Consider the following 24665-nt stretch of genomic DNA (forward strand, 5'->3'; position numbering starts at 1 on the left):
CGCAAAGGATATGTGACATGACCCTCGAATTTTGGACGGTAAGTGGGGCACCCAGCCCATGGCGGGTGGCTTTGGCAATGGCATTCAAGGGCCTGACCTATGACATGCACATGCTGTCGGCCGCCCGGAAAGAGCATAAGGCCGACGCCTATCTTGCCCTCAATCCACGCGGCACAGTTCCAACGTTGAAGGCAGGGGACCACACGCTTGGGCATTCCATCGCGATTCTGGCGTGGCTTGATCGTATGCACCCGACCCCGCCTCTGTTTGGACAAACGCCCGAAGATGCAGCGACGATCTGGCAGCGCACGATGGAGATTTTTGATCACCTGCCGCCCGCGACAAGCGGCGTGCTTTCGCCCATCTTCTTTGATGGTGCCACGCGGGCCACAGATGCGTTGCACACCGCGGCCGACACGCTTCGGGCCGAGCTGTCTTATCTCTCAGGTCTGTTGGCCGATGACCCGTTCCTGTCGGGGGCGCATCCGGGCGCTGCGGATGCGGTGGCTTTTCCTCATGTCCGCCTCTTGCAACGCGCAATCGATACAAATCCGCAGCTCATGCAGGCGCTGAGGTTTTCTGCCTTGCCAGCCGACATCGCGGCGTGGGTCACGCGGATCGAGGCGTTGCCTGGCGTGGAACAGACCTTTCCGCCCCATTGGTCGGAAGCCGCGTAAGGAGGAGCCCCATGACCTCACCGAACTACAAGAAATCGATCATGGTTACGGCGGATGCGGCGCAGGCCTTTGACGCTGTGACGTCGGGGGTGGCGCATTGGTGGACCCGCCCCGACCAACCGCTGCGCCAGATCGGGGATCGGGCGAAATTCTCTTTCCCGCCCGGCCAGTCGTATTGGACGTTTGAATTGACGGGTGCAGACAAACCGTCTCGTGTCGAGTGGACCTGCGTGGACGCGCTGCACATCCACGAAGGCCAGCCCAAGGCGATTGAAACCGAGTGGTTGGGCACGCAGGTCTTCTGGGACATCCACACAGATGCGGGCGGCACACGGATTGACCTTGAACACGCCGGGTTGACCCCGCAGCTTTTGTGCTATGACATCTGCGAAGCTGGATGGGACATGTTCTTTCTGGGCAGCTTGCAGCAATACCTCGACACCGGCCAAGGCGCGCCGCATCGGGTTTGAAGTCAAATCATGTGATTGGACTCCAAGCCTGCTAACCGCCTTTTGGCCCGGACGCACGACACGTATGCGGTGGTTGCCGCGAGAGCGATTGCGGAGTGGAAAACCTTGGAACATCGAGCATGGTATGATGCGAACAGATACCAGTTCTTCAGGTTGTCGAATACAATTGAAGTGCGATCGCACCGTGTGTGTCTGCGGTTGTCATACCAGGCAATTTTGACTCCGGTGCTGATCGCCCTGAAGGTGCTTTCAATTCCAGAAATGGCGCAAACCATTCCAAGGCGCGCTCCGGACGTTTAGCAACGAAACTTTTGCGCGATTGTCCGAAGTCTGCTTTGTGGTGGCTGCTGTTTTCACCCGCCGGTTCAAAGATCAACCGTGCTCGCATACACCAGTCGCTCCTCAACAACACGACGCAGGATTGATCCGTCGCGCACGAACCGGTCCGCGTAATATCGCTCGAACTCGCGGACCATAAGGCGTGCCGGCAGTCCATCTGTATCAGGCAGGTCCGCAGTGGCAGACCACAGCACTGGTTCAATCAACGGCGTGGCGACTTGTGCTGCGGTCAACGTACGGGCCGCTGTTGCCGACAGGCGTACGTCCCGCCCAGCGCGCGTGGATATGACACGCTCTGTTTCGGCTGAAATGGCAGCTTCGTCGAAAATACCACCCGCGCGACCGGGACGAATGGTCAGTGATCCGCTGCCGCCACCCACGATGGCGCTTTCCAGAATGCGGAAGTCTGTCCAGGACAGGTCACTGTCGATACCCTGAGGGCGGGTTTGCAACACGAGTTCAAAACGGTTTCGTCCGGTGTCACGATCTTCGGGCGGGTAGTACGGCACGCCTGTCACCGGGCTTCTGGACACCCAAGGCACGTCCGCATCAAAGGACACCGGTCCCGCCTGCGGTGCGGGACCTCTCAGGGACAGTTGAACCGATCCATCCACCGCAGTCAGCCGTGCGCGGCGCCGTGGCAAGATCTGACTGAATTCGGCCAGAGCAACCTTTGATATCCTGGCAGTTGGAAGTGCGTTGGGTTGGTAACGCACGAAGGCCAGTCGAACAAACGGCATGTATGCGGCACCGGGGTTCAAGGCGATGTCGCAATACCAAAGACCCCGCGCCCCATCCCAATGCACACGGTGACCAATCACTGTGACGGAGGACGCATCGGGTTGCTCCAGAAGGCGGACAGACTCATCTGCGACAGCTGCGGGGAAGTCGCTGATCCTTGTGCGATCACGCGGTGCGCCTGAGGCCCACAATGGATCCGCACCCCATTGGGTGACCAGTGCTTGCCTGTCCTCCGGTATCTGGGTGAACGGTGCGGCCTCACCTTGAATGATCACGCCCAGCAATTCTCCGTCGCCAGACGAAAACCAAGGACGATCGAGCCACACGCGCAGCCCATTGCCGTACCGTGTCGTGTCTGTTCCGCCCAGAACATCCGTGCTGTGCCACCTGAACGTCGGCACGACGTACAGGATGCGTGGGTCATCGGGTGGTGCAGAGGCCGGTACAATTGTGTTGGCCGTCTCGCCGGCGGGGTCGCGCAACACCGGCGCGCCGGGATCGTCTTCGGCACCCGACACAACCGCTGGTCCCTCGGCAATTGGGCCAAGGCGGGTCACAAGGTCGGGCTGGTCATAAATCGCCTGCGGCAGATACTCGCGAAAGCGGGTCGAGGCGCGCACGCGGTAGCGGATCAGTTTGAATTTCGCGTCACCAATCTCGTGCACATCACCACGCGCACGCGGACGGTTGATGTCATGCATCTGATTGTTGACTGCGGTCGACAGCACAAAGGTATTGGCATGGTTTTCAGATAACAGGATTTCGCCCAACTGCCCCTTGCGGTGCACCCGTTCCGGTGCGTCCGCATTCAGATCATCGATCCATTCGTGCCAGTCCGCCTCGATCTCGAACTTGCCGGAGGACGGCCCGTGCAGCCGTACCACGCGGCATGAAATGCGCGCCGATTGGCTGCCGATCTCGCGTTGGGGCGACATTTTGATCAGTTCCGGCTGGCACACCGGCGCCTGTGTGGCATGCACCATGGTCAAGTCGCGCCACGGGGTGATCATCCAATGCGCGCCGAGGGCGGCGCGACTCCAGACCCGGCCCTGGTTTTCCGGCGCTTCGCCAGCCCATCGCAGAATGCCGAACGTTCCCAAATGATCGGGGTCCACAAACGACGAATACCGCAACCGTGCGATCCGGCCTTTGGGCAAAAAGAAGGTCAGTGTTCGCGCGGCTTCGTCCCACTCGGGCGCACCGTCGTCTGGAAAATCCTCGTCGCACGGCAGATCAGTGATGTCGGCACGACGTTCCTGCAAGATGATGCGGAAGGCATCTTTGTCCGGCCACGGCTTGGAGAAAAAGACCAGCAAGACAGGCTCTGATTGGCCACCGTCCAGCAGGGTTGTAATCGCGCAATGATCGCCAAGGATTGTATCCCCTTTAACCCCTGGCAGATCGTGACCGGGTGCCGCGCGGATCGCAACGCCAGCGGCAGCCACATCAGGCAGGTAGGGCGTTTGAAGACGCTCCTCACCATGAATGACATATTGGCCACCCACGATACGTTCGCCGACAGGGTTGTCCGGGGTCGGCAGATCAGGCGGCAGACCGGTTGTCTTTGCGACATCCGCCAGAGCGGTCGGTGTGACAAGTTCGACCTGCGCGCCCGGCACCTCATCATAAAGCGTTCCGTCCTCGCGCGCCGCAATCTCATACCCATTCCTGATCTCTTCCCAGCCTCTGAAATAGCGGTCAAACGCGCCGTGTGTCTCGCATTGCTGTTGCGAGGATTTGGGCGGAACAAGGTGGCGTTCGTTGATTGCGGCATAGTCGAAATCAGCGCTCGCTGGCAGCCCGATTGCCACCGCTATGTCGGGCGTGGAGAGGTATGCATCGGCCGTCACATCGAAGTTCGACCGGATCACCATCCGTTCAAGGCTTTCGCCTTCAGACAGACGTCTGCGTCCCACCATCGCAGGCGGATCAACCGGTTCAAACCGCCAGTAGCCAACCGGATCGGTCACTTGCTCATCTGCCTCAAATGACGCGTCATCAAGGCGCAAGGAGTTGTTCGCGATGTCCACGAGACGTGCGCGGAACCGATAACTCCAGCCAAATCGCAACTTCGGCAAGGTGCCTTTCGCTGCGCGCCATTCAACGGCAAGGTTGTTGCCATCCTCGGCTTCCGGCAGTTTGTCTGTCGGTTCTTCGGCCTGCAATTGCGTGCCCTCGATCTCTCGTGATCTGATGGTGCGTCCGGGGCGCGGTGCGGCAAGGCTCCATCCGGTCCAGCGGAACAACGACTCGTGCACATAGTGGTCGTCCGGCTTTGCCTCGTCCGAGGTCGTGGACGCACCCGAGACGTACCCCTCGTCCGCCGGGAAATCGAGCGGCTCTGCTTGCTCGATCAGACGGTAATCGCCTTCGCGCGCGTGCAGGCTGTGCCAGGGACCGGGCGTGGGATCTTCGAAATGCGCCGGTGGTTCGGGCCAGACGTCGATGCGGTAACCCTTGGTCACATCATCGGCGAAATAGGTGATGCTGCTGCCATTACCCGATGTGAGTTCGGCGTTCTTGAAGTCCGCCGCATGTGTGGCACCAGCAAGTTCTGCGGCCCTGCCGTGACGCGAAATCCCGAACCCTCGCGATCGCAGCGCCGCAACCGGCTGATCGTCCCCGGTTGTATACGTCACCGCACCATCGATGCGGGCGGGATTGAGATGCTTGGCCACCAACCTCTGCGCGGACAAGGTGAAACCAGCCGTCTTGAGCGCAGCCCCGTCGGCATCGACCTGATAGACGTCGAACAGGCTATCGCCACTTTTGTCCGTCACGTCCCATCCATCATCAGCATCGCGCAACCGCAGTGTGCCGCGTTCCATGGTGCTATCCAGGGGCCGCGCGGTGAACCGTTGCTTGTCGTGCACCCAGGCTGTTCGCGGCGTGCTGTCACCACTGTCATCGCGGCCATTGTCCCATTTTACCAACAAAGACATCAGTCCCGTCGACCCACCGGGAGCGGTCGAGAACAATCCGGCCGGCGCACCACGGGTGTTGACAGTGAAGTCGAGCACAAGCCCAAGGGCTCGCAATACATGACCATAGTCGCCAAACGAGGCGACTATGCGGTGGAAATCAAATTCAGGGGGTTTCGGCCTGTCGGGAATATCCTGATAGGACGGGAAGCGCATCTTTTTCTCTTCCTCAGTGGCGCGCGTGCGCCGATAGAACCGGTCAGCCTGGTATAGGCTATATTCCTCAGCACTGGCGAATTGATCCATCAAGACGGCATCAGGTCGGTTGACCAAAGGCGTGCCCGGCCCGGCAGGTCGCGGATTGTACCAGTCAGGCGGCATCGTGCGATTTTCGACGCTTATCCGTTCCGGTGTAGCCCCAGAACGCGTGCTGGTTACCGGCCCCGGTACATCAATCTCATAGACGGACTTACGGCCAAACACGGTGCGGTTCAGGATCGGATCAACCGGGTTTTCCTCATTCAGAAAACGATCAAACCCCGGAAGTAGAAATTCGATCTGGCGGTCTCCGAAATTGACAACCTGCGTACGTGTTCCCAGATCACTCAGCATGTCCTTGAGCGCCGGATCTGCTGACTTCCACGGCAGCAGGGTTGGATGGTCCCCGCCGCCCGTGGCCGCGATCTGTGCGTAATGGCGTCGCACGGCGCCAAGGATATTGCGCACCGGATAGGATCGCCAATTGGCCTTACTGAAATCCGGATAGACAAACCCCGCAACCGGCGTTGCCTTGGAGAAAAGCTTGGCCCACAGGCCGCTGTCAGGTTTCGATTGCAAGTCCAGTTCGAAATCCTGTGCCCCGACGCTGAGCGCGAAGCGTGCGGCTTGCAGTGTGGCTGGCCAGTCCAGAAATTCGGGAAACGCCTCCAGCACCTGTTCATCGGAGGCTTGCGGTGTCAGGCGCGGCGATACCACTGCCGAGACACGCAACACGCCATTCTCGTCCCGCCCATCGGGGAGGACTGTCCACATCAACGTCTGGTCTGCCATGCTTTAGCCTCCCTTACGCGAACGCCTCGCAGTGATCACGCCACGCATAGGCGGTGTTTGAATCAATGGCGGCAAGTTCATCTGCCAGCGTCAGATCCGGCCGGAATCCCATCATCTGACGCAGGTTCGGATCGCCGTTGGACCCGGCGAATTTGCGTTCGCAGGTGATCGTCACCGAGCCGGAGAAAATGAATACGGAAATCTCAATGGTCAGCTGCGCCTTGCCCACGCATTTGCCGGATTGGAATTCATAGCGCAGTTCCAAATACAGTTCGATCGACGCGGAGATGATGCCAAGCACGTCTACATGCCCGCCAAGTCGGAAATACCCGGTCAGGGACGCGTCATCCTGCTCCATCCGAAAGTAAAAGCCCGCCATCACCTCCACGCCGCCTGACGCCACGCCAAGGTCAATCGAAAGGCTCGCGCCGAATTCCAGTGACGCTTCAAGGATTTGGACACCAGACGGGTCGATGGTGATGCCGAAGAAGCCACCACCGCCGAACATGTAGACGGTCAGCAGGAAGGGCTGTTCTCTGGTGCAGAAATTGAACCGGACAGACAGCGGCTGACCAATAAACGGCACGGTAAAGCCAGCACCCAAGGAGATGTTTTGTATATTGAGAACACCGCAGGTGATGCCCGGCAGCGCAATGTCGAAACCCGCATCAATGCCTTGCGGTGAAATGTCGAGGTAAGGTGGATCGGAAAACCCATCCAGCGGGATGAGGTCGCGCAAGGTTTCCACAAACGACAGCGGCCCCACGAACTTGATATCCGTGAACAGCACGTCAACATCGGTCTTGGCCTTGCTGTCGATGGAAAACTCGATCTTCTCAAACATCAGTTCCAGAAAACCGGCGGCTCCAATCAACACCAGATCGAAATTTTTCAGCCCACAAATCACCGAAATCTTGGGCGCACTTGAGCCGTTCTTTTTCACCTTTGCTTCTACCGCGACCGAAAAACCGCGCTTGTCATTGACGCGGAAAATCGGATCGGTGCTGGGCCAAGACGAAATCTCGGGGTTCCAATCGAAACGGACCGTCAGTTCATCCCCGAAAAGCCCGGCGATTGTAGAAACATAGCCAAGCACTTCCTCCGTTGCGTTCAGCGCATCCACTATCTGCGTTCGCAGCGCGCCATCCAGCAGATCGAGCCCTGCAATCGTCGTCGAAAGCGGCCCAATCGCCGCGATGACATCGTTCACATTGTTCTGGAAGGTGGTTGCGTCCTCGAACAGTGCCGCAAGGGCCGTGGGGTCGCCGACAATTGCCTCAAGCGCGTCAAACAGGTCTTTGCCCTGTGCGATCAGAACGGGAAGTTCGGCAATGTCGTCCAGCACTGCCTCAAGCTTCTGACACAGCGTCAGACCTTGTTGCCGGAACCCCGCGGGCAATGATTGCCCGGCAATCTGGGCATCCAACGCAATACGTACATCCGAGAGCCCACTTTGAGCTTGCGACACCGCCGTCGGCAGGTCCGTCAAGGAGGGGGCGGGCACCCCGGCATCGAGGACAGTACCAATGGCGGTCTGCAATTCGCTCACGACGCTATCGATGCCAGTTATGAGGTTTTGCACCTTCGGAGTAATGTCGGCCTGCTGCGCAGCGTTCAAAGCGGCGGCCTGCGCGATCGTGTCAGTCAACGACGCATGGAACACATCCATGGCGGCGTTTGCAATTCCCGCTGGACCAGACGCAATGTTAGAAATGATGCCATAGGTGCGGATCAACGTATTGATGAAATTCTCGATCTCATTCCCGGATTCCTGCTGGAATTTCGGGATTTTTTCCTGATTGCTATCAAGGTCAGACACCAGATCGATGATTGCGCCCAAGGGGATGCACCCAAAGATCAGTGGCAGCGGCAGTGAACTGATGCCATCCGTATCGGCAAATCCGGCGGATTGAGGCACTGTACCCGTGATGTACTGCTGCACGTCTGACGTGATTGGCCCACCGATCCGTGACAATGCCTTGGGCACCATGTTGGGTTGGACGAAACCTCCAGATCGATCACCTTGCGCAGAGAAATCCATTTGCGCGGGGTTTGCGCTTTGATCGATGTCGGCAAACACTTCGCCTTTCTGTTCAAGCCCGACTTGCAGATACGTGTCGTTCCACGTCAGCGTGCTGGGATCATTCGATCCGGTCAGATGGGAAACCGCCCCAATCCGCGCATCAACAGAGGCGACAACCGGCGTCCAGATCGGCTGCAACAGCTTGTCGCTCGCCGCCTGAAGCGAAGCGTTGCCAGGTTGGGCAAAGCCGCCAAAGCGCATCTTTTCGACCTGTACCGTCGTGTCGCCTGTCTTTTTGCTGCTCGCCAGGGCCACCTGCTGCAATTTCAACTCGGCGGTATGGCGCGGTGGAAACGGCTCGGCCCTCTCCATCGCAAATGACTGCGCGGCGGCAGCGGCGTTCTGCGCGGCAGTGACGTAATGGATTGGATCGTCATCGGGATTTCCCGGCGCGGCCACGGTGTTGTCCATGAAGATGATCGGCAGATCAAAGGCGATACGGCGCCCATCAAGATCATAGGCCAACCACTGAAACCTGAAGGGGGCGCCCGCGACGAAGGGCCAGAACATCGTCTGGCCCCGTCCCGCCTGCGCCTCCGAAGCACCCGGTGGATCAAGTGGCGGCGTCAGTTCGGTCAGCAACTGAACGCGCGAGAACGGAAACTGCAATGCAAGGCTGTTGTCGCCGTCCTTGAGGGACCCATTGTCATAGGTCCGCTCGCGCTCCCGCCGGGCAACAAAAAACTGTTTGCGTAGATAGGCTCGGTTCTGCGGCGCTTGAAGATCGCTGTTGGTGCCGCCGATGCCATTGTGGAACTTGCGTTCCGTGACTTCGATCAGTGCCATGCGATGGCCAAACGGAAACGCGCCCCCCTTATACACCACACGCACATAATGATCGCGGCCCATGGCCGCGCGGTGCACCCATTCTTCGACCGACAGACCCTGAGGCACCTCCCACGCGCCCCTGCTGTCAAGCCACCCCCCCAGCGATGACAGCATCATCTGTTTGGTATCAATGGGCTCCGGGCGATAGCCGGTTATGCTCCAGTTTGATGACAGATGTGCAATCTGAAGCCGGTTGAAATCCGACATCGCTGTCCGGAAGGGTGCGGTCGGTGGTTCGGTATCCGGATCAATGTCCATCGCATCATGGGTGGACTTCATTTGCGAAGTCGATCCCTCGCCAGTCTTGGCCCAGACCGCGCGTATGGTCCGGTTTGCGTCCGGTTTCGGCGGCTCAATCGTTTCGCCGTTGGCCTTTGGCGCAACCAGCCGCGAATGCCACAGCTCCGTGGTGCCCGCAGGCGAGGTTACTGGCGCGCTCGCATGCCGCCACCGTTCGCCGGCATGTGGTGACACAATCAAACGCCACGGCATCTCGATGGCCGTGGTCACGGCGTTGGGGGCCGATGGGCGCGTCGGTCGCGCGATGACACGGGTGGGGATGACAGTGAATTGAGGTGGCAAGTTTTCTGTCGCCGTCAGCCCGCTGCCGCCACCGATCTGGCGCAACCGCAAGGTGGCGTCGTCATTGCCAAGAACAATGCTGCGCGCAGCAAATCCAGAAAGAGCCGCCCGTTGCGACGGTGTCATCCGCGCTATCGCCCTCGTGTCAAAAAGTTGTTCCAGCCCAAGAGATGGCTGAAAGCGCGACGGGCGCGGTTTGGCTGCCGAAGAGACCTTCATAGCAAGGTCTTGTACCGCCTCCAAAACACCTTCCAGTGTCCAAGGAATGACCGTGCCATCCGGCACAGGAAAGACCAGCCGCGATTCATCAGCGATCCGCGCGCGGATCGGAGGGGCGTCGGGCGTTTCACTAGCGCTGAGCGCGTTGGCATCGATGAAACCCGGGGGCGCCGCCTGATAGAAACACTGCTCGGTGATCGACTGAGGTGGAAAATGCAGGATCAAATACGCGGTGCCACGACGCGTCTTTTGCAAAATTGGCGGATCACCCGGCACAACGGACAAGTTACGCAGTTCAATCCGCAGCGCCAAAAGGTCAAGCGCGCGCACGACAGGCGTGCCCGCGCGGCTCCGGTCAAAAATGTTGAAGACATGATCAACGGGCACTGGAATCAGAACGCCCGGGCGCATGATAGTTCTGGTAATCGACCTGAAAACGTCTGCGGATACGGGTCCACGCCCTACCGGTAGCCTGGCCATGGATTCCCCCCCCTCGACCGCAGCTTACGACATTCGCCACTGTAGATTACGTTACGTCAACTTGCGTATTTTCGCCAGCGCAGCCGACCTCATCGGCCAAATATGGCTCATGCAACGTCGAACATTCGGGCGTGCCGGGATCGTTAGGCGTGCTCTGCAAACCGGTCGCCGATACATCTTGCCACGCAACGTGCAGATGTGGGTGAAGCGGAAACGCTGGTCCTCAGTGTAGGCTTCAATCATCCAATGCCCGCGCTAATGGGCGACCTCGGTGGCATCCGCCTTCGATGCACCGATATGGACGATGTAATCGACACCAACGACAGCCTTCCTAACGGTCTCCACGGTGTCGAGATCGAGGTGAACCGGCTGTGCGCCAATCTCACTCCTAATCTCGGCTTGATCGTCGCGATGGACTGCAAGCGTTTTGACAGCGATCGCCTCGGCGCGCGTGCAGACGACACTCCCACCAAACTTCACTGTAATGCCGATTGCGAGAACGCGGCGATATTTGAGAGGGGCCATAATCTTTACATTCGTGAGTGTTTGACCGGTTTTGCCTGTTGGCGTCATTCGCCCATGATCGCTTCTTTCTTCACGACACCCGCTCCGCCGCACTTTTCCGTCTCGTGCAGCCAGCTTTCGAAGCTGCGCCACCCGAATGAATGACACCCACGGGTGGAAAAGCACGCGGCGCATCAGTGGCTGCAACAGCAAGTGCCAGCCTGCAAGCGGGTGCTCCGGATCGACACGAGTTCCGTGCCATGGACCCCAATATCCATGTTTGAACACCGTGGCTGATGGTCCGGCATGGCAGGTCCAATAGTTTCACAGACAGACTCCAGCAATGGAACGTGTCGAGCATTTGGGGGACAGGTTCACTACCTCACTCAGTGTCGGCAGGACAGACGCCCGCTGAGTTGTCACCGGGTCGCTGCATCGTGCGGGCTCGGCCTCGACACACAGCAACTGGAAAAAAGGGCTTTCAAAATGGCTTCGATCAAGGCGGCGATCTGCATGTTTTGCGCCAGCACATTGCTCAGCGGCGCAGCAATTGCACAGAACTTTACCTCACCCTTGATGGACGGACGCCCGTGGTCCGTCACCTTGCCCGATGGACGTGCCATCACAATGACGTTCATGCCGAACGGTGTTGTTGCGGCGTCAGCCGGCTACGGGACCTCGGCCATGAGGTGGGTCAGAAACGGCAACGTGCTGTGCATCTCCGGTGCTCCGAGCTTCGGCGCCTCCGCGATGCACCCTGTTCCCAGACCAGGTCCCAAAATACGACCCGGGCCGGGCCCAAAAGTTCGCCCAGGCCCCGGCCCCGGCCCCAAGATCGCGCCCAGCGTCCGGCAAAGACAATGCCTGAGCCTGCAGGTCTATGGCACCGGATACGCTGGATACACCGAGCAAGGACACATGGTGCTGTTCAACCGTTGAGCAGGCATTGGCCTCAAATGTGGAGCCTCAAACGGGGTCGCGTACAAACAGGCCCGATGTCAGAAGGTCCACGTGGTGTTTCACAAGGTGTTGCATATCCAGGGGCGCGATGTCGTCAAAGGTCAGCCTCCAGATCGCTGCCATGATGACAGGGGCCATGATCAATTTCGGATCGTAATCCAGCGCCTCCGGGCGGACCTCTCCGCGTGCGACACCACGGGCCAGCATCTTGGACATCATGTCCTGTGCGACCGTCAGTATCGTGTCGTGGTAAAAGCGCGTAAGCTCAGGAAACTGACGCCCTTCGGCGATCAGGACACGCAGCAACACGATTGTGTCGCGGTCTACTAGTCGCGCGTACATCGTGTTGAGCATATGGGACAACATCTCGGAAAATGACTGATCCGCAGCGTCTCCCGAGGGTCGTGCATCTGCCATGACGTTCCCGACACGCACGCGAAACGCTTCCTGGATCAACGCCTCCTTGTCGTCGAAATACAGGTACACCGTTGACCTCGCGATCTGGGCCCGCGCTGCAATCGAGCCAATCGTCGTCGCCGAGTATCCCTTGATCCCGAATTCCTGCACGGCTGCATCAATGATGTCGGTCGGTCGCATGTCCTTGCGCCGCCTGCGTTTGGTTTGTGTCATTTTGTGTCTCTTATTGAAACGCCATTCGTTAATGACATATGTGTCATTAGTATTCTCAAGGATGAGAAATGGCCAATCCCGATCGATCCCAAGCCCCTGATTTACCACTCACGGATAATGGGCTTGAGGCGCCAGTACCAGAACGCATCACCCCGGCGCAGCCACGCAAACCTGTGCTTCGGCTGATGCCTCTGGTGCTGGCGTCAATGTTCGCTGGTGGGGTGATCGGTATGTATTTCCAACCGCCCGCCCTGCGCGCGTTCTTTGAAACCACCGGGCTGACGCCTGGTGCCGGGACGGACACCCCCATTGCCGTTGCCCTTGCCAAGGTCAGCACGCAGGAAGAGGTTGCCGTCGTCAGCGAAGGGGATATCGTTGCGTTGGGACGTATCCTGCCTGCAGGCGATGTGATCCGGATTGCCACGCCATTTGGCGCCAGCGACGCGCGCATTCATGCGCTGAAAGTGGCGGTCGGTGATACCGTTGCGCAAGGCGATACGTTGGCAATCCTCGACAACAGGCTCGATCTGGAAAGCGGCATTGAAATTGCCGCAGCCACGGTCAAGGTTCGCGAAGCGACCCTCATGCAATCCCGCGAGACAGTCCGCGCCAGCCGCGAAGAAGCGGCCGCCAATCTGGAGCGTGCCGAGGTGACGGCGAAACAGGCCGACTCGGAATTGGCAAGGGCCACATCCCTGCTGGATCGCGGCGTTACCACCCGGGCCGATTTCGACGAAGTTGTCGCGCGGGCCACAGAAGCCGCGCGCGACGTCGAACGAAATCGCGCCACGCTGTCGCGATACAGCACGTTGTCCGGGTCAGTGCAGGCCGACATCGCCGTGGCCGAAGCCAATCTTGAGGCGGCACGGGTCGACCTGCGACGTGCTGAACGGGAACTTGAGCGCAGCATTGTCCGCGCGCCCCAAGGCGGCACTGTTCTGGACATCAACGTGCAAGTGGGCGAACGCCCGGACACCGACGGCATCCTCAATCTCGGCGACATCGGGCAGATGACGGTCGAGGCGGAGGTCTACCAGACCCTGATCGGGCGCGTGTCCATTGGTGATCCGGTGACAGTGACCGCCGCAGCTTTGGGGGATGTTCTGACCGGCACGGTACAGGCGATTGGACTGGAGATCGGTCGCCAGTCAATTACGTCGGACGACCCGGCCGCCAATACGGATGCACGGGTGGTAGATGTGATCGTGATGCTCGACCCCGCCTCTTCGGACAGAGCCAAGCGCTACACCAACCTGGAAACCATCGTGCGCATTGATACGGCGCAACCCAAATGAGCAGGCTGCTCCAGCGACTGTTCGGACGCCTGCCAATCGGGTGGTTGCAGCTGTCGCACAGCAAAGCCCGGTTTGCGGCCGCCCTTGCGGGCGTCGCCTTTGCCACGCTTCTGGTCTTCATGCAGTTGGGCATTCTGGGCGCACTCAACAGCTCCACCATCGCGCCCTACAGCTTCTTTGACGCTGACATCATCATTTCTGCCGAAGATGCCAACACCCTCACCGATGGCAGCAACGTCGCGCGCAGCCGCCTGTTTCAGGCGTTGGGCGTGGCCGGTGTCGCATCCGGCACGCCGCTCTATATCGGTTCTCTCGACTTCCAATTGGATGGGGGCAGCACGGCCAGCCTGCAGACCTACGCGCTCGACACGCAGGGACAGGCCTTTGTCACTCGCGCCATCGCGGAACAGTTCGACCTCTTGATCCCCGAAAACACTGCATTGATCGACACGGCCATGCGCGGCGTGCCCACAAGCGCATTTGACGGGTTGCGCGCGGGCCAACCCTTTGCGTTCGAGATCAAGGGCAAGACCCTGACCGCCGTGGGCACGTTGACAATGGGTGGCGGGTTCACCGCTGACGGCACGTTGTTTGTGTCCGACCAGACGTTTCTGCGGTTTTTCAGCGGGCGCAGCAGCGGCGCGCCCAATCACATTCTACTCAAAGTCGCGGACGGCGCAGAACCCGACGAAGTTGTCAGCCGTCTGCGCACGATTCTGCCTGCCGAGGCGGTCAAAGTGCAAACGCTGGAAGAGGCGGCCAATGCCGATCTGGCCTACCAAACGACAGAACGGCCCACCGGCATCATCTTTGGCTTTGGTGTGCTGATCGGGATCATCGTGGGCATCGTGATCGTCTATCAGGTGTTGTCGACCGACGTAGCGGATCACCTCAGCGAATACGCTACGTTCAAGGCGATGGGTTACGGGCAGCCATTCTTCCTTGGGATCGTCTTCGAAGAGGCGCTTGTGCTGGCCGTGATCGGCTTCATTCCAGGCCTGTTTTTTTCCATACTCCTGTACATGGGGATGAGTGCGGCCACCGGGCTGCCTGTGGAAATGGAGATTGCCCGCATCTTATCCGTCTTTGTCGGCACATTAGTCGCTTGCTGCCTCTCAGGTGCGATTGCGACCCGGCGGCTGGCGGGCGCTGATCCGGCGGACCTGTTCTGATGACGGATGCCGCCCCAATCATCACCTCCGGCCTCGACCACTTCTTCGGCACCGGCGAGGCGCGCAAACAGGCCATCTGGGACGTGAATCTGGAAATAGCACCCGGCAAGCTGACGGTTTTGATGGGGCCATCCGGGTCTGGCAAGACCACCCTCCTGACGCTGATGGGGTGCTTGCGGGACGTCAAGGATGGCAGCGTCAGACTGCTGGGCATCGAACTCAACGGCGCGCCGGAAAAACAGCTGGTCGCATTGCGACGCAAGCTGGGGTTCATCTTTCAGGCACACAACCTGCACGAAAGCCTGACGGCGACCCAAAACGTCATGATGGGGCTGCAAGTGCACGGGCGCGGTGATCCGGTCAAACAACTGGCCGCGGCGCATCACATCCTTGGGTTGGTCGGTCTGGCAGATCGCCGCGACTATCTGCCGGGCAACCTGTCCGGCGGGCAAAAACAACGGGTCGCAATTGCACGGGCCCTGGTCTCAAATCCCAAGATCGTCTTTGCCGATGAACCGACCGCAGCACTGGACAAGGTGTCGGGTCGCAACGTCGTCGAAATGCTCAAGGCGCTTGGCGTCCAACGCAACACCACCACGGTCATGGTTACACATGACAACCGCATTCTTGAGATGGCGGACCGCATCATAACGCTTGAGGAAGGCAGGGTGGTCAAGGATGTCGTCCAGCCCACCAAACCCTTGCAACTTGTCGAATTGACCAAGAGTTGATGCGATGACCGAACCTGACCGCCCCGTGTCATTGTTGGATCGTCGCACGCTGATCCTTGGGGCTTCAGCGCTTTCAGTGACGGCCTGCGCGGGCCAGGTACCCAGCCTCGATGAATTGCCCGACCCAAACGCGCCCGATCCGCTTGCCCGTTATCGGCTCTCAACCTCGGACGATGCGGATGCGTGGATGCGCCACCTCGACCCATCCCGGATGCGCGGCGGACCCGACATGCTTGCGCTGTCTGGCGGCGGAGAGGATGGCGCATTTGGCGCAGGCGCTCTGAATGGCTGGACCTCGCATGGCAGCAGGCCCGAGTTTGACCTTGTTACGGGGATTTCGACCGGAGCCTTGATCGCGCCCTTTGCCTTTGCCGGACCTGAACACGACACCGCCCTAAAACAGATTTTCACCCAGCATGGGCCGGACGATATCCTGCGCTTGCGGGGGTTGCGCGGGCTGTTGAACGACTCGCTTTACGATGTGAAACCGATGGCAAACCTGATTGCCAAATACACTTCTGCCGATGTGTTGAACGCCGTTGCTGCCCGTCACGCTGAAGGCGCACGCCTGTTTGTCGTGACATCCAATCTGGACACAGGCAAAGGCACGGTTTGGAACATGGGCGCGCTGGCATCTGACGGGCAATACGAGCTGTTCCGTGAGGTGATGCGCGCCTCATCCGCGCTGCCGGGCCTGTTTCCGCCGGTCACGCTGCAATACGGGACCGAGGGCCGTACCGTCCGTGAAACCCATATCGACGGTGGCGTAAACATGCAGCTTTTGGCGGTGCCGCCCGCCGCGTTTTCGGGTCCGGCACGTCGCGGGAATGGAGGGCATCTGTATGTCGTGATCAACAACACGCTTGATCCCTCCCCCCAACCTGTTGCGCGCAACGTCATGTCAATCTCTCAACGCGCCCTCACCACCATGATCCGGTCAAGTGCAGCTGAAACGGTGCGATCCGCGCGGCTGTTCTCGCAGCAAAGTGACCTTGATCTGTCGGTGGCATCCATCGCTCAGGAGTCCGGCATCACGTTTGATCCCGGCGCACGGTTCGACCAGCAATACATGCAACAGCTCTTTGCACATGGCTACGACCGGGCCGCGCGCGGTGCTTTGTGGGGCAACCTGCCCAATACGATCTGACCGCCACCCACAGGGCCACAAATCGTCACAGAGCCGACGGTGAAACACGCATCAAAACGTGGTCCAATTCCAGAGAATGCAGAAACGACAGGCCATGGCACAAGAACAAAAACACATCTTGATTGTCGAGGACGATGCCGAGATTGCTGACATGGTGGGCAAGGCGCTTGGTCATGCCGGTTATCACGTGTCTGCTGTCATGACCTCGGACGAAGTGCACATCACCTTTGCCAACGACCCTCCCGATCTGGTGCTGCTCGACATCATGCTTCCGGGTGATGATGGCATCGATATCATTCGCCAAATCCACCTCAGCCGCACCACTCCGGTGATCATGCTCACGGCCCTGAGCGAAGCCGGGGACAAGGTCAAGGCCCTGCGCCTTGGCGCGGATGACTACGTGTCAAAACCCTTCAATTCTCAGGAACTGCTGGCCCGGATCGAAGCGGTGTTGCGCCGGGCTGCGGTCTCACCAAAACAGGCGCGGGATGTGTATCTGGAATTTGACGGCTGGCGGCTCGACACAAGGTCGCGCGACTTCCGGGCGCCGGACGGATCGCTGGTCTTGCTGACCAGCGCCGAATTCGACCTGCTACGTGTCCTGTGCGAGCATGCCGGCCAAATCCTGAGCCGCGACAAACTGGTCCTCATGACCCAGAAGCGTCAGGTCGAACCCTATGACCGCAGTGTCGATACGCTGATCAGCCGCATCCGGCAGAAAACCGAAAACGATCCAACGCACCCGGCGATCATCAAGACAGTGCGCAATGGCGGCTATGTCTTTGCCCCCAAGGTGCAGGAGATCATGCCGTGATCGAACGTCTGCGCCGTTGGATCGGAACGTTCGGGATCCGGGCACAGATCGTCATGTTGTTGGTGGGCACGCAGCTTTTGGCGCATGCCGTGACCTTTGGCTTCATGCTATATCTGTCCAGCGAACTTGGTCGCAAATCCGAAGTCATTCGGGATCTGTCCGATCCGATGTTCAGCGTGCTGCGCGTGCTGGGCGATGACCCCGCAAAGCTGGATGTGCTGGTCGATCAGGACCGCCGTTTCAGCCTCGTTGACGAGGCACCGCGCGTATCCAGTCTGCCGGAAGTCGACGCCGTCGTGACCGAGGCGATCGGGTCGGGGCCCGTTGCGGACGTCGTGGCCTTCGCCCTGCCAGCCAGCGCTAATTGGCCACCCGCCCCGCGCGTGCAGCCCTTTGGTCTGGCCAGCAGGGCACCGGATGGGCGGTGGCTGATCTTTACGCCACGGCCCAACGTCATCACCCGCACGCTTCCCCGTGTCGCCTCCACATTGGCACTCAGCCTGCTTGCTTTGCCGTTGATGCTGATGTCGGTCTGGGCGGGGGCATGGTTGGTCGCCCCAATTGCCCGGCTGTCAGCCGCCACAAACGCCTTTGCCCGCGATATTCAAGCCCCCGACATGGCGGTTGAAGGTGCCTTGGAAGTCCGCCGCGCCATCGTCGCCTTCAACCACATGCAGCATAAGTTGCGCAGGCTGATAGACGACCGCGCAAACACGCTCGCCTCCATAGGGCACGACATGCGCACACCGCTGACCCGTCTGCGCCTGCGCCTTGAAACAACCCACTTGGGCGATGCGAAAGCCCCGGTCGAACGGGACCTGTCGGTGCTTGAAACCATGATCGACGATGCCTTGCGTTTCATGCGCGACGATCAGCATCAGGTTGATCTGCAAAACATTGATTTGACTGCCCTTTGCCAGACAGCAGTAGACGCCATGCGGGATCAGGGCCACGATGTCGTAATGTCCAGCACGTCCCGCGTTGTTGCAATCGGCGACCTGACGCTGACCATGCGGGCACTGGATAATATCCTGAACAACGCGGTCAAACACGCAGATGCAGCCGTGGTTGCCGTGGAAATCAACCTGGACTCGGCGACAGCGCAGATCACCGTCACAGACACCGGGCCGGGTATCCCTGATCACCTGATCGCGTTTGTGCAACAACCCTTCAACCGGCTGCCAACCGTGGCCGCAGGGGACACCGGCGACAAGTCCGGCTTTGGACTTGGCCTTGCCATCGCAAGCGACCTGATGGCGCGCCAGTCCGGCACGTTGGAGCTGGCCGCAAACACCCCACACGGGCTCAGGGCCACCCTGACCCTCCCAACGCAGCGCGACGGCGCATGACCGACGAACCACCCCCAAGACCCCGGATGGGCAGACCGGAGGTGTGGATAATCGTCGCGCTTCTGATCATCGCAGCCCTGTCGGGCATCTACGCAGCACGTGTCCTGATGTTTTGATGCGCGCTGTTCCTTCTCCTCCATACGAAAGGACCCAGACATGAAATGCACGACACTTTTCATACTTCCCTTGACGCTCGCGATTCTGTCGCTGGCCACAGTGGCCCACGCCGATGTCACGCGACTGGCAGACGGCCAGCCCTGGAACGCCGATAACGGCGAAGGCCGCTCGATGACCATGACCCTCGCGCCGGACGGCACGGGCCGAATGAAAATGGGGATCATGTCGCGCAAGGTAGCGTGGCGCGATGCCGATGGCGCGCTGTGCCTGAACGGCCTGCCCGGTGGCGGTGAACGCTGCATGGCGTTGCAACCCGTCCAGGGCGGATACCGGGCCGAGGCAAGCGACGGCACCATCCTGATCCTGACCCGCTGACCCAGGCAAAAGACAGGCCAATGCAACCCATCATCGACGCGCTTTTTGGACGAACTGCACCGGTGCCGTACGGCATGTAATTGGCGATGACCATCAACGTGCCGTTGGTTGCATTGGCCTGCCACGTGTTCTGGCACCTATTGGCGGTTGGGCTGAAGGACTGGCGCTTCCAGATCGTGCGCCGCGCAACGCAACCCAGTTCCGGCGCGAGCCAAGGAACAACTTTTACGTGCTATGTGTGAGCCCACCTTCGCAGTGGTGCTGACCTATCTCGGCATCATGGTATGCGTGCGGAGTTAACTTGGCATCTCGGACCATCACTTGTCGGTTGCCCTGCTGACCTTTTTGAGCAGGGATGATGGGAACCGGGCTGGATGGTTACGAAGTGCGTTATGACGAATTCCAAGTCTCATATGTGCTTTTTCATGCTGCAAAGTACAGCCATGAGCTGCATTCGGTTAGGTGATTTGAAATATGGAGCGCGATGAGTCGTCGTTGATCGCAATACTGTCCACGGATGTCTCACAGGTCTGATCGTCTTCTAGGATCAGTAGTCCTACTGCGTCCCGGTGGAATAATCAGAGTCGTTCTACGTCCATCACGGGCGCAAAAGTGTTACGAAACACATCCATCGTCGTTTTCGGCCGGAACTGTTTAAGCATCGGCGTCTCCTATCCTGCCTTTCGCCGTATTGCTGCCCTTTTGTATTTTCAAAGCTCTTAGCGGTCATGGGTTGTATGCAGTTTCCGACAAAAGTGTGCTGCTTCCTGCACCGGGCGTGTTGGACCCCTAGCGAACATTCAGGCGTCATAACCTCGACATGCTGCGTCCCCACACCGGACGTTCGTACACAGCGGGGCATCTTCAACCGTGCAAGGCACGAAACGCGCACCCAGCCGTCGCTGATTGGTTTGCAATGATCTGAACGAGTCGGTTCGCAGCGTTGCATGTGTTACTTTTGCAGGATCGATGAGGAAGAAACTTGAAGCGGCCGCCGAACACCATGCCCAGCTTTGTGCGAAAAGCTCTTGAAACTCATGAGCTTTGGGATCGCTATGATCAACGACCTTGGTATCAACGCAACGATTACCTTGGCTGGATTTGTCGTGCCAAACGCGAAGAGACGAAATCAAAGCGGCTCAACCAAATGCTTGAAGAGTTACGGGCAGGAAACGTTTACATGAAAACGGTCTGGAACCCCAAGTCAGGATCGCGCAACCATGACTAGGACCATCGCGTTGGTGAGCCAAGAACGGGCATTTGACGCTTTCCAAGGCCCTCGGCACAAGACAATAGGCTTCGATATTGACGGGGCCGCAAAGGCAAAGCACCGAACATTGCCGTTCGACTGACCGTCTTCATTTCAGCTTTGGGCCAGATCAGCATTTACCCCTTGCAGCCATCGCGCCGGTTTATGACGCGATGGCAGACGCGAGCTGATACCTTATCCCACCCGGCTCTCTTTTTCTGCCGCGTAGTTGTTTTGCGCGGTCTCCACAGCCTTTGCGTGGATCTCAGCCAGTTCCGGCCGCATCTTTTGCGCCCGCATGGCTGCGTTCATGGTTGACATGTGCTGCCCTTGGAAATGTGGGAAAACCTCGCGGGCGATAAGTTCGTAGGATTTGCGCGTCGCATCGAAATTGGCCCAGTTGTGTGCGAGCATCAGATAGGCCCCGAAGCCGCCATTGGATTGCGTCCAGAGCCGGTCAATTTGTGCCTTGCACATCTCGGGCGTGCCGATTGCCCCGAAGCCGCTGTCATTGATGAAGTCGATCATCTCCTTGGCGTTCTGCCCTGGCATCGACATCTGCGGAAAGGCGGCGATTTCCTGAAAATAGTTGAACCAGTGTTCGATGCCATACTCCACATCGCGCCGCGCCTGTTCGGCCGTCTCGGCGATATGGCACAGCCCCACAAGCCGCCATTTGGACCGGTCGACCTGTTGGTTGTGGTGTTTCGCCTCTTCCTCGATCACGTCCCAATGCAGCGCAAGTGCGTCGAAACCGGCCGCTGTTGTTGCCCCGATCGAGATCAGCCCGGCTCCGTATTTGCCTGCAAGCTTCGGCCCCGTGGGCGAGGCGACTGCAGCGGTGGCCAGATCGAAGTTGGAATAAGGCCTTAGATGCAGCCGCGCGTCTTTCAACACCCAGCGGTCGTTTTCGAAATTGACTGGTTCGTCGGAGCGCAAAAGCCGCGTAATGATGTCCAGCCCATCGGCCAACAGCCCGCGTGTGTCCTTTTGCGACAACCCGATCATGGCCGCATCCGTGGGCAGCGATCCGGGTCCAAGTCCCAGCATCGCCCGCCCGCGCGTCAAGTGGTCAAGCTGCACGATCTTTTCTGCCACCCAAAGGGGATTGTGATAGCTGACAGATACAACGCCTGTCCCAAGTTTGATCCGCTTGGTGCGCGGAGCGGCGGTGGCGATCATCAGTTCCGGGCTGGCTGATATTTCCGATCCGGCGGAATGATGCTCGCCAAACCAAACTTCATCATAGTCGCACCGGTCCAGCCATTGCACCAGTTCGAGGTCCTGTTCGAGCGCCAAGGTCGGGTTGATCCCGGGTTTGTGAAACGGGGCAAGAAAAATGCCAAAACGCATACGGTCGTTCATTCTTAGTCCTCCCTTAGGGTCATCCCCCATCATGCAGGATGACGCATGGTCAACCTAAGCGCGAAGGTCCCGATTCAGAAAGGATTAATCGGCGCACGTCTTGAACGTGGTCGACTATTGAGCCTGCAGACGCAGTTTCCTGCATCAGATCGTGTTTCTCACCGCATAAATCGACACAAGTATCGATCCTCTGCACGCCGATCTTAAAGTGTATTGTAGCCTTCACTGAACGCCGGAGGTGGCCGCAACGTTGTTCCGTTCGCTTGATGCATCAATACTGTTTGAGGGCCGCGGGGGTCACGATGAAACCCTGTTGAATTACGACTTCGATGTTGGGCGGCTGCAGGAAGGTTTTCTGCTGCAACTGGTAAGAACCCGATGCCGCTTTAGGTCTCTGAGTTTACGCAATGAATGACTTCCGGCAAAAAGGCGACTTCGCTCGCCTCGCGGCAAGTGTTCCCCAGGCTTCTGACCAAGGCATCAAGGTATAACGGATGCAATTTCGGAACAGCCTGGTTTGCGGCGGTCAAAACCATGGAGTCGGTCGTTTTTAAATCTACCTCCGAAGCTAACAGAAAGCATTCGAGATTTGGGAAGGATTTGCGTTACCGGTGTACCCCACCACTGATCTAGATACTCAGGTTAAACTTAGGTCGCAGATTTATAGATCCAAATAGTTCTCAGAAGGTTTTCACAAGGCCATCCGCTATCTCCATTTCAACCCACGAAATTCTTGTAGATGCCGATCAGATTGTCTTTCGCATCAGTATGTCGGCGCCTTCGCTGTCGGATATTACGGTGCGATACCGGGCGGTGTAGGACGGCACGGCGCTGGTGAGGCGCGGCGATGTGAGTGGTATGTCGGCCAAAGACAGCATTTCAATCGTCCCAAGGCATAACGTGCTGAACGAGAAGAAAATTGGCAACTTACGGTCGAATGGCAATAAGCGCTCGTATTGGCAGAAGAGACGCATGTTTGTGCCGGATGGTTGGTCGTAGAAAACCAAGAGCATTGCTTAGCGACGGCGGTCCGGTGCGGACAAACAGCTCGACGTTGGAAGCTGTGATCGGGCTGTTGCATAAAACGTCGAAATACAATGGGGCGCCCGCGGCCTTACGGGCTTACCGCAACATTCAAGCCACTTCGAACCACCCCATCATGCCCGACTTCTGGTGTGACAGCATGTGGCAGTGGATCATCCAGACACCGGGATTGTCCGCCACGAAAGCGATTTCCACGGTTTCATCCGCACCCACGAGGACAGTGTCGCGCACGTCGCCCGCGGTATTGGCAGACCCGCTTTGCGATTGAATCGTGAAGTGGTGCCCGTGCAGATGAATGGCGTGCGGAAATCTGGACCTGTTGGTCATCTGCATGTGAACCGTGCGCCCCAGTTCGGCGCGGAACATCGGCTCATCCATTCCGTGGGCCACGCCGTTGAAGGCCCAGACCATGCCGTTCGCAGCGAGGTCGCGGAAGTCCAAAGTGTCGCCGTGATAGCGGGCACTTTGCATTCCGCGCATGGCGCCACCGTCCATCAGCAGCGTTTCGCGCTGCGGCTCCGACAGATCCGGTGCGGGCAGTGTGCCCCATGCTGGCAAGGGCCGCACATCGGCCGATGGTGTCGCTACAGGATCGCCCTGGTGGACAAATGCGGCGATCTCCACCCAGGTGCCATTGCCGGGATCAAGCAGCAGGCTTGCCCGAGCTTCCCCATCCATACGTCCGTCAATCACCACATCCGCCCGTTGCGCCGGGCCAAGGACAAGCGTTTCCACAGCGCGAGGCGCAATCGGGTGACCATCCAGAGCGATGACCGAAGCGGACAGGTCCGGCAGGGCGAGCGGCATGATCCTGTCGGTGGCTGCGTTGATGATCCTGAGCCGTACACGTTCGCCCGGTCGAATGCGCAAGTCGGGATAAGCCATCCCATTTACGGTGACCGTATTGCCCATGCGTCCCCCATGCGCGGCGGCGTGCAGATCATCCCACCGACCCTCGACAATGGCGGCGGCGTCGCCCAGCAGCCAATCATCCAGAACCAGCACCAGCTCGCGCGTTGCAGCGCCCAGCTCTCCCAGCCACGGGTCGCGATCTTCGACGATCAGCGGCCCGGCCAGCCCACGTGCGACCTGTTCGGTACTGCGATTGTGCGAATGATACCAATAGGTTCCGGGATCGGGCGCAATGAAGTCATACTCGAAACTGTCGCCGGGCAGCACGGGGGCTTGGGTCAGTGGGGCCGCACCATCCATCCCGTTCTCGATGCGGATACCATGCCAGTGCACCGCCGTGGCTTGGGGCAGATCGTTCTGCAGTCGGTACCTGACCCGTTCCCCGGCCCTTACCCGTATCTCTGGCCCGGGTACTGTTCCGAAGCTGTCTGTTGCGTAAGCCCAAACGGGCGTTTCCGGAAACCCGGTCGGGGCGAGTTGCGCAAGTGCCGGGGCCGCGCGCAATATCGGCAGGTCGGTTCCCGCGAAAGGGGTCCGCGCCAGCAGAACCGATCCGCCAAGGGCGGCGGTGCCTTGCAGAACGGCGCGTCTGGTGAATGGGCGCATGATCG

At 59.2% G+C, this 24665-nt stretch carries 18 protein-coding genes; 12 read left to right on the plus strand and 6 right to left on the minus strand.

What is annotated here, in order from left to right:
- Positions 1 to 17: 17 nt before the first annotated feature.
- Both Q1A32_RS02565 and Q1A32_RS02570 read left to right on the plus strand, forming a co-directional pair.
- Positions 18 to 677 carry a glutathione S-transferase family protein gene (locus Q1A32_RS02565; RefSeq protein WP_299649070.1) on the plus strand — a complete coding sequence of 220 codons (660 nt, stop codon included), beginning with the start codon at positions 18 to 20 and terminating at the stop codon, positions 675 to 677.
- Positions 678 to 688: 11 nt separating this feature from the next.
- Positions 689 to 1147, plus strand: coding sequence for an SRPBCC domain-containing protein (locus tag Q1A32_RS02570; protein WP_299649073.1), 459 nt, complete (start codon positions 689 to 691; stop codon positions 1145 to 1147).
- Positions 1148 to 1512: 365 nt separating this feature from the next.
- Here Q1A32_RS02570 and Q1A32_RS02575 read toward each other — a convergent pair whose 3' ends face one another.
- The gene (locus Q1A32_RS02575; RefSeq protein WP_299649076.1) at positions 1513 to 6198 is read right to left on the minus strand and encodes a hypothetical protein; all 4686 of its coding nucleotides are present in this window, start codon (positions 6196 to 6198) and stop codon (positions 1513 to 1515) included.
- Positions 6199 to 6211: 13 nt separating this feature from the next.
- Positions 6212 to 10321, minus strand: a complete 4110-nt coding sequence (locus Q1A32_RS02580; RefSeq protein ID WP_299649079.1) for a hypothetical protein — start codon at positions 10319 to 10321, stop codon at positions 6212 to 6214.
- A gap of 267 nt (positions 10322 to 10588) precedes the next feature.
- Between Q1A32_RS02580 and Q1A32_RS02585 the strand changes: the two genes are divergently transcribed.
- Together Q1A32_RS02585 and Q1A32_RS02590 are read left to right on the plus strand one after the other, a co-directional pair.
- A complete protein-coding gene (locus Q1A32_RS02585) occupies positions 10589 to 11059 on the plus strand; it encodes a hypothetical protein (RefSeq protein ID WP_299649082.1) in 471 nt (156 codons plus the stop codon).
- A gap of 321 nt (positions 11060 to 11380) precedes the next feature.
- Positions 11381 to 11833 (plus strand): hypothetical protein, encoded by a 453-nt coding sequence (locus tag Q1A32_RS02590; RefSeq protein ID WP_299649085.1) that lies wholly within the window; start codon positions 11381 to 11383, stop codon positions 11831 to 11833.
- Positions 11834 to 11860: 27 nt separating this feature from the next.
- Here the strand turns inward: Q1A32_RS02590 and Q1A32_RS02595 are convergent, their stop codons facing one another.
- A complete protein-coding gene (locus tag Q1A32_RS02595; protein WP_299649088.1) occupies positions 11861 to 12484 on the minus strand; it encodes a TetR/AcrR family transcriptional regulator in 624 nt (207 codons plus the stop codon).
- Positions 12485 to 12552: 68 nt separating this feature from the next.
- Here Q1A32_RS02595 and Q1A32_RS02600 point away from each other — a divergent pair, with 68 nt between their 5' ends.
- The 8 genes from Q1A32_RS02600 to Q1A32_RS23990 all read left to right on the plus strand — a co-directional run bounded on the left by Q1A32_RS02600 (position 12553) and on the right by Q1A32_RS23990 (position 20712).
- Positions 12553 to 13779 carry an efflux RND transporter periplasmic adaptor subunit gene (locus tag Q1A32_RS02600; protein WP_299649091.1) on the plus strand — a complete coding sequence of 409 codons (1227 nt, stop codon included), beginning with the start codon at positions 12553 to 12555 and terminating at the stop codon, positions 13777 to 13779.
- Positions 13776 to 14951 carry an ABC transporter permease DevC gene (gene devC / locus Q1A32_RS02605; RefSeq protein WP_299649094.1) on the plus strand — a complete coding sequence of 392 codons (1176 nt, stop codon included), beginning with the start codon at positions 13776 to 13778 and terminating at the stop codon, positions 14949 to 14951. The genes Q1A32_RS02600 and devC overlap by 4 nt, the downstream gene beginning before the upstream one ends.
- Complete coding sequence (locus tag Q1A32_RS02610; RefSeq protein WP_299649097.1) at positions 14951 to 15682, plus strand: ATP-binding cassette domain-containing protein; 732 nt, start codon at positions 14951 to 14953, stop codon at positions 15680 to 15682. Before devC ends, Q1A32_RS02610 begins: the two co-directional genes overlap by 1 nt.
- A 4-nt stretch (positions 15683 to 15686) precedes the next feature.
- A complete protein-coding gene (locus tag Q1A32_RS02615; RefSeq protein ID WP_299649100.1) occupies positions 15687 to 16829 on the plus strand; it encodes a patatin-like phospholipase family protein in 1143 nt (380 codons plus the stop codon).
- A gap of 94 nt (positions 16830 to 16923) precedes the next feature.
- Positions 16924 to 17643: a response regulator gene (locus tag Q1A32_RS02620; protein WP_299649104.1), complete on the plus strand. Its 720-nt coding sequence runs from the start codon at positions 16924 to 16926 to the stop codon at positions 17641 to 17643.
- On the plus strand, positions 17640 to 18992 hold the full coding sequence (locus tag Q1A32_RS02625) for a HAMP domain-containing sensor histidine kinase (protein ID WP_299649107.1): 1353 nt from the start codon (positions 17640 to 17642) through the stop codon (positions 18990 to 18992). The genes Q1A32_RS02620 and Q1A32_RS02625 overlap by 4 nt, the downstream gene beginning before the upstream one ends.
- A 156-nt stretch (positions 18993 to 19148) precedes the next feature.
- The gene (locus Q1A32_RS02630; RefSeq protein WP_299649110.1) at positions 19149 to 19484 is read left to right on the plus strand and encodes a hypothetical protein; all 336 of its coding nucleotides are present in this window, start codon (positions 19149 to 19151) and stop codon (positions 19482 to 19484) included.
- 1003 nt (positions 19485 to 20487) lie between these two features.
- A complete protein-coding gene (locus tag Q1A32_RS23990; RefSeq protein ID WP_366141191.1) occupies positions 20488 to 20712 on the plus strand; it encodes a YdeI/OmpD-associated family protein in 225 nt (74 codons plus the stop codon).
- Positions 20713 to 20928: 216 nt separating this feature from the next.
- Here the strand turns inward: Q1A32_RS23990 and Q1A32_RS02635 are convergent, their stop codons facing one another.
- From Q1A32_RS02635 to Q1A32_RS02645, 3 genes are all read right to left on the minus strand, one after another.
- Positions 20929 to 22098: an LLM class flavin-dependent oxidoreductase gene (locus Q1A32_RS02635; protein ID WP_299649113.1), complete on the minus strand. Its 1170-nt coding sequence runs from the start codon at positions 22096 to 22098 to the stop codon at positions 20929 to 20931.
- Positions 22099 to 22844: 746 nt separating this feature from the next.
- Entirely contained in the window at positions 22845 to 22976 is a 132-nt protein-coding gene (locus Q1A32_RS02640) for a hypothetical protein (protein ID WP_299649116.1), read from the minus strand.
- 256 nt (positions 22977 to 23232) lie between these two features.
- Positions 23233 to 24660, minus strand: coding sequence for a multicopper oxidase family protein (locus Q1A32_RS02645; RefSeq protein WP_299649119.1), 1428 nt, complete (start codon positions 24658 to 24660; stop codon positions 23233 to 23235).
- Positions 24661 to 24665: the final 5 nt, after the last annotated feature.

Source organism: uncultured Tateyamaria sp. (assembly GCF_947503415.1).
Classification (GTDB): Bacteria; Pseudomonadota; Alphaproteobacteria; order Rhodobacterales; family Rhodobacteraceae; genus Tateyamaria.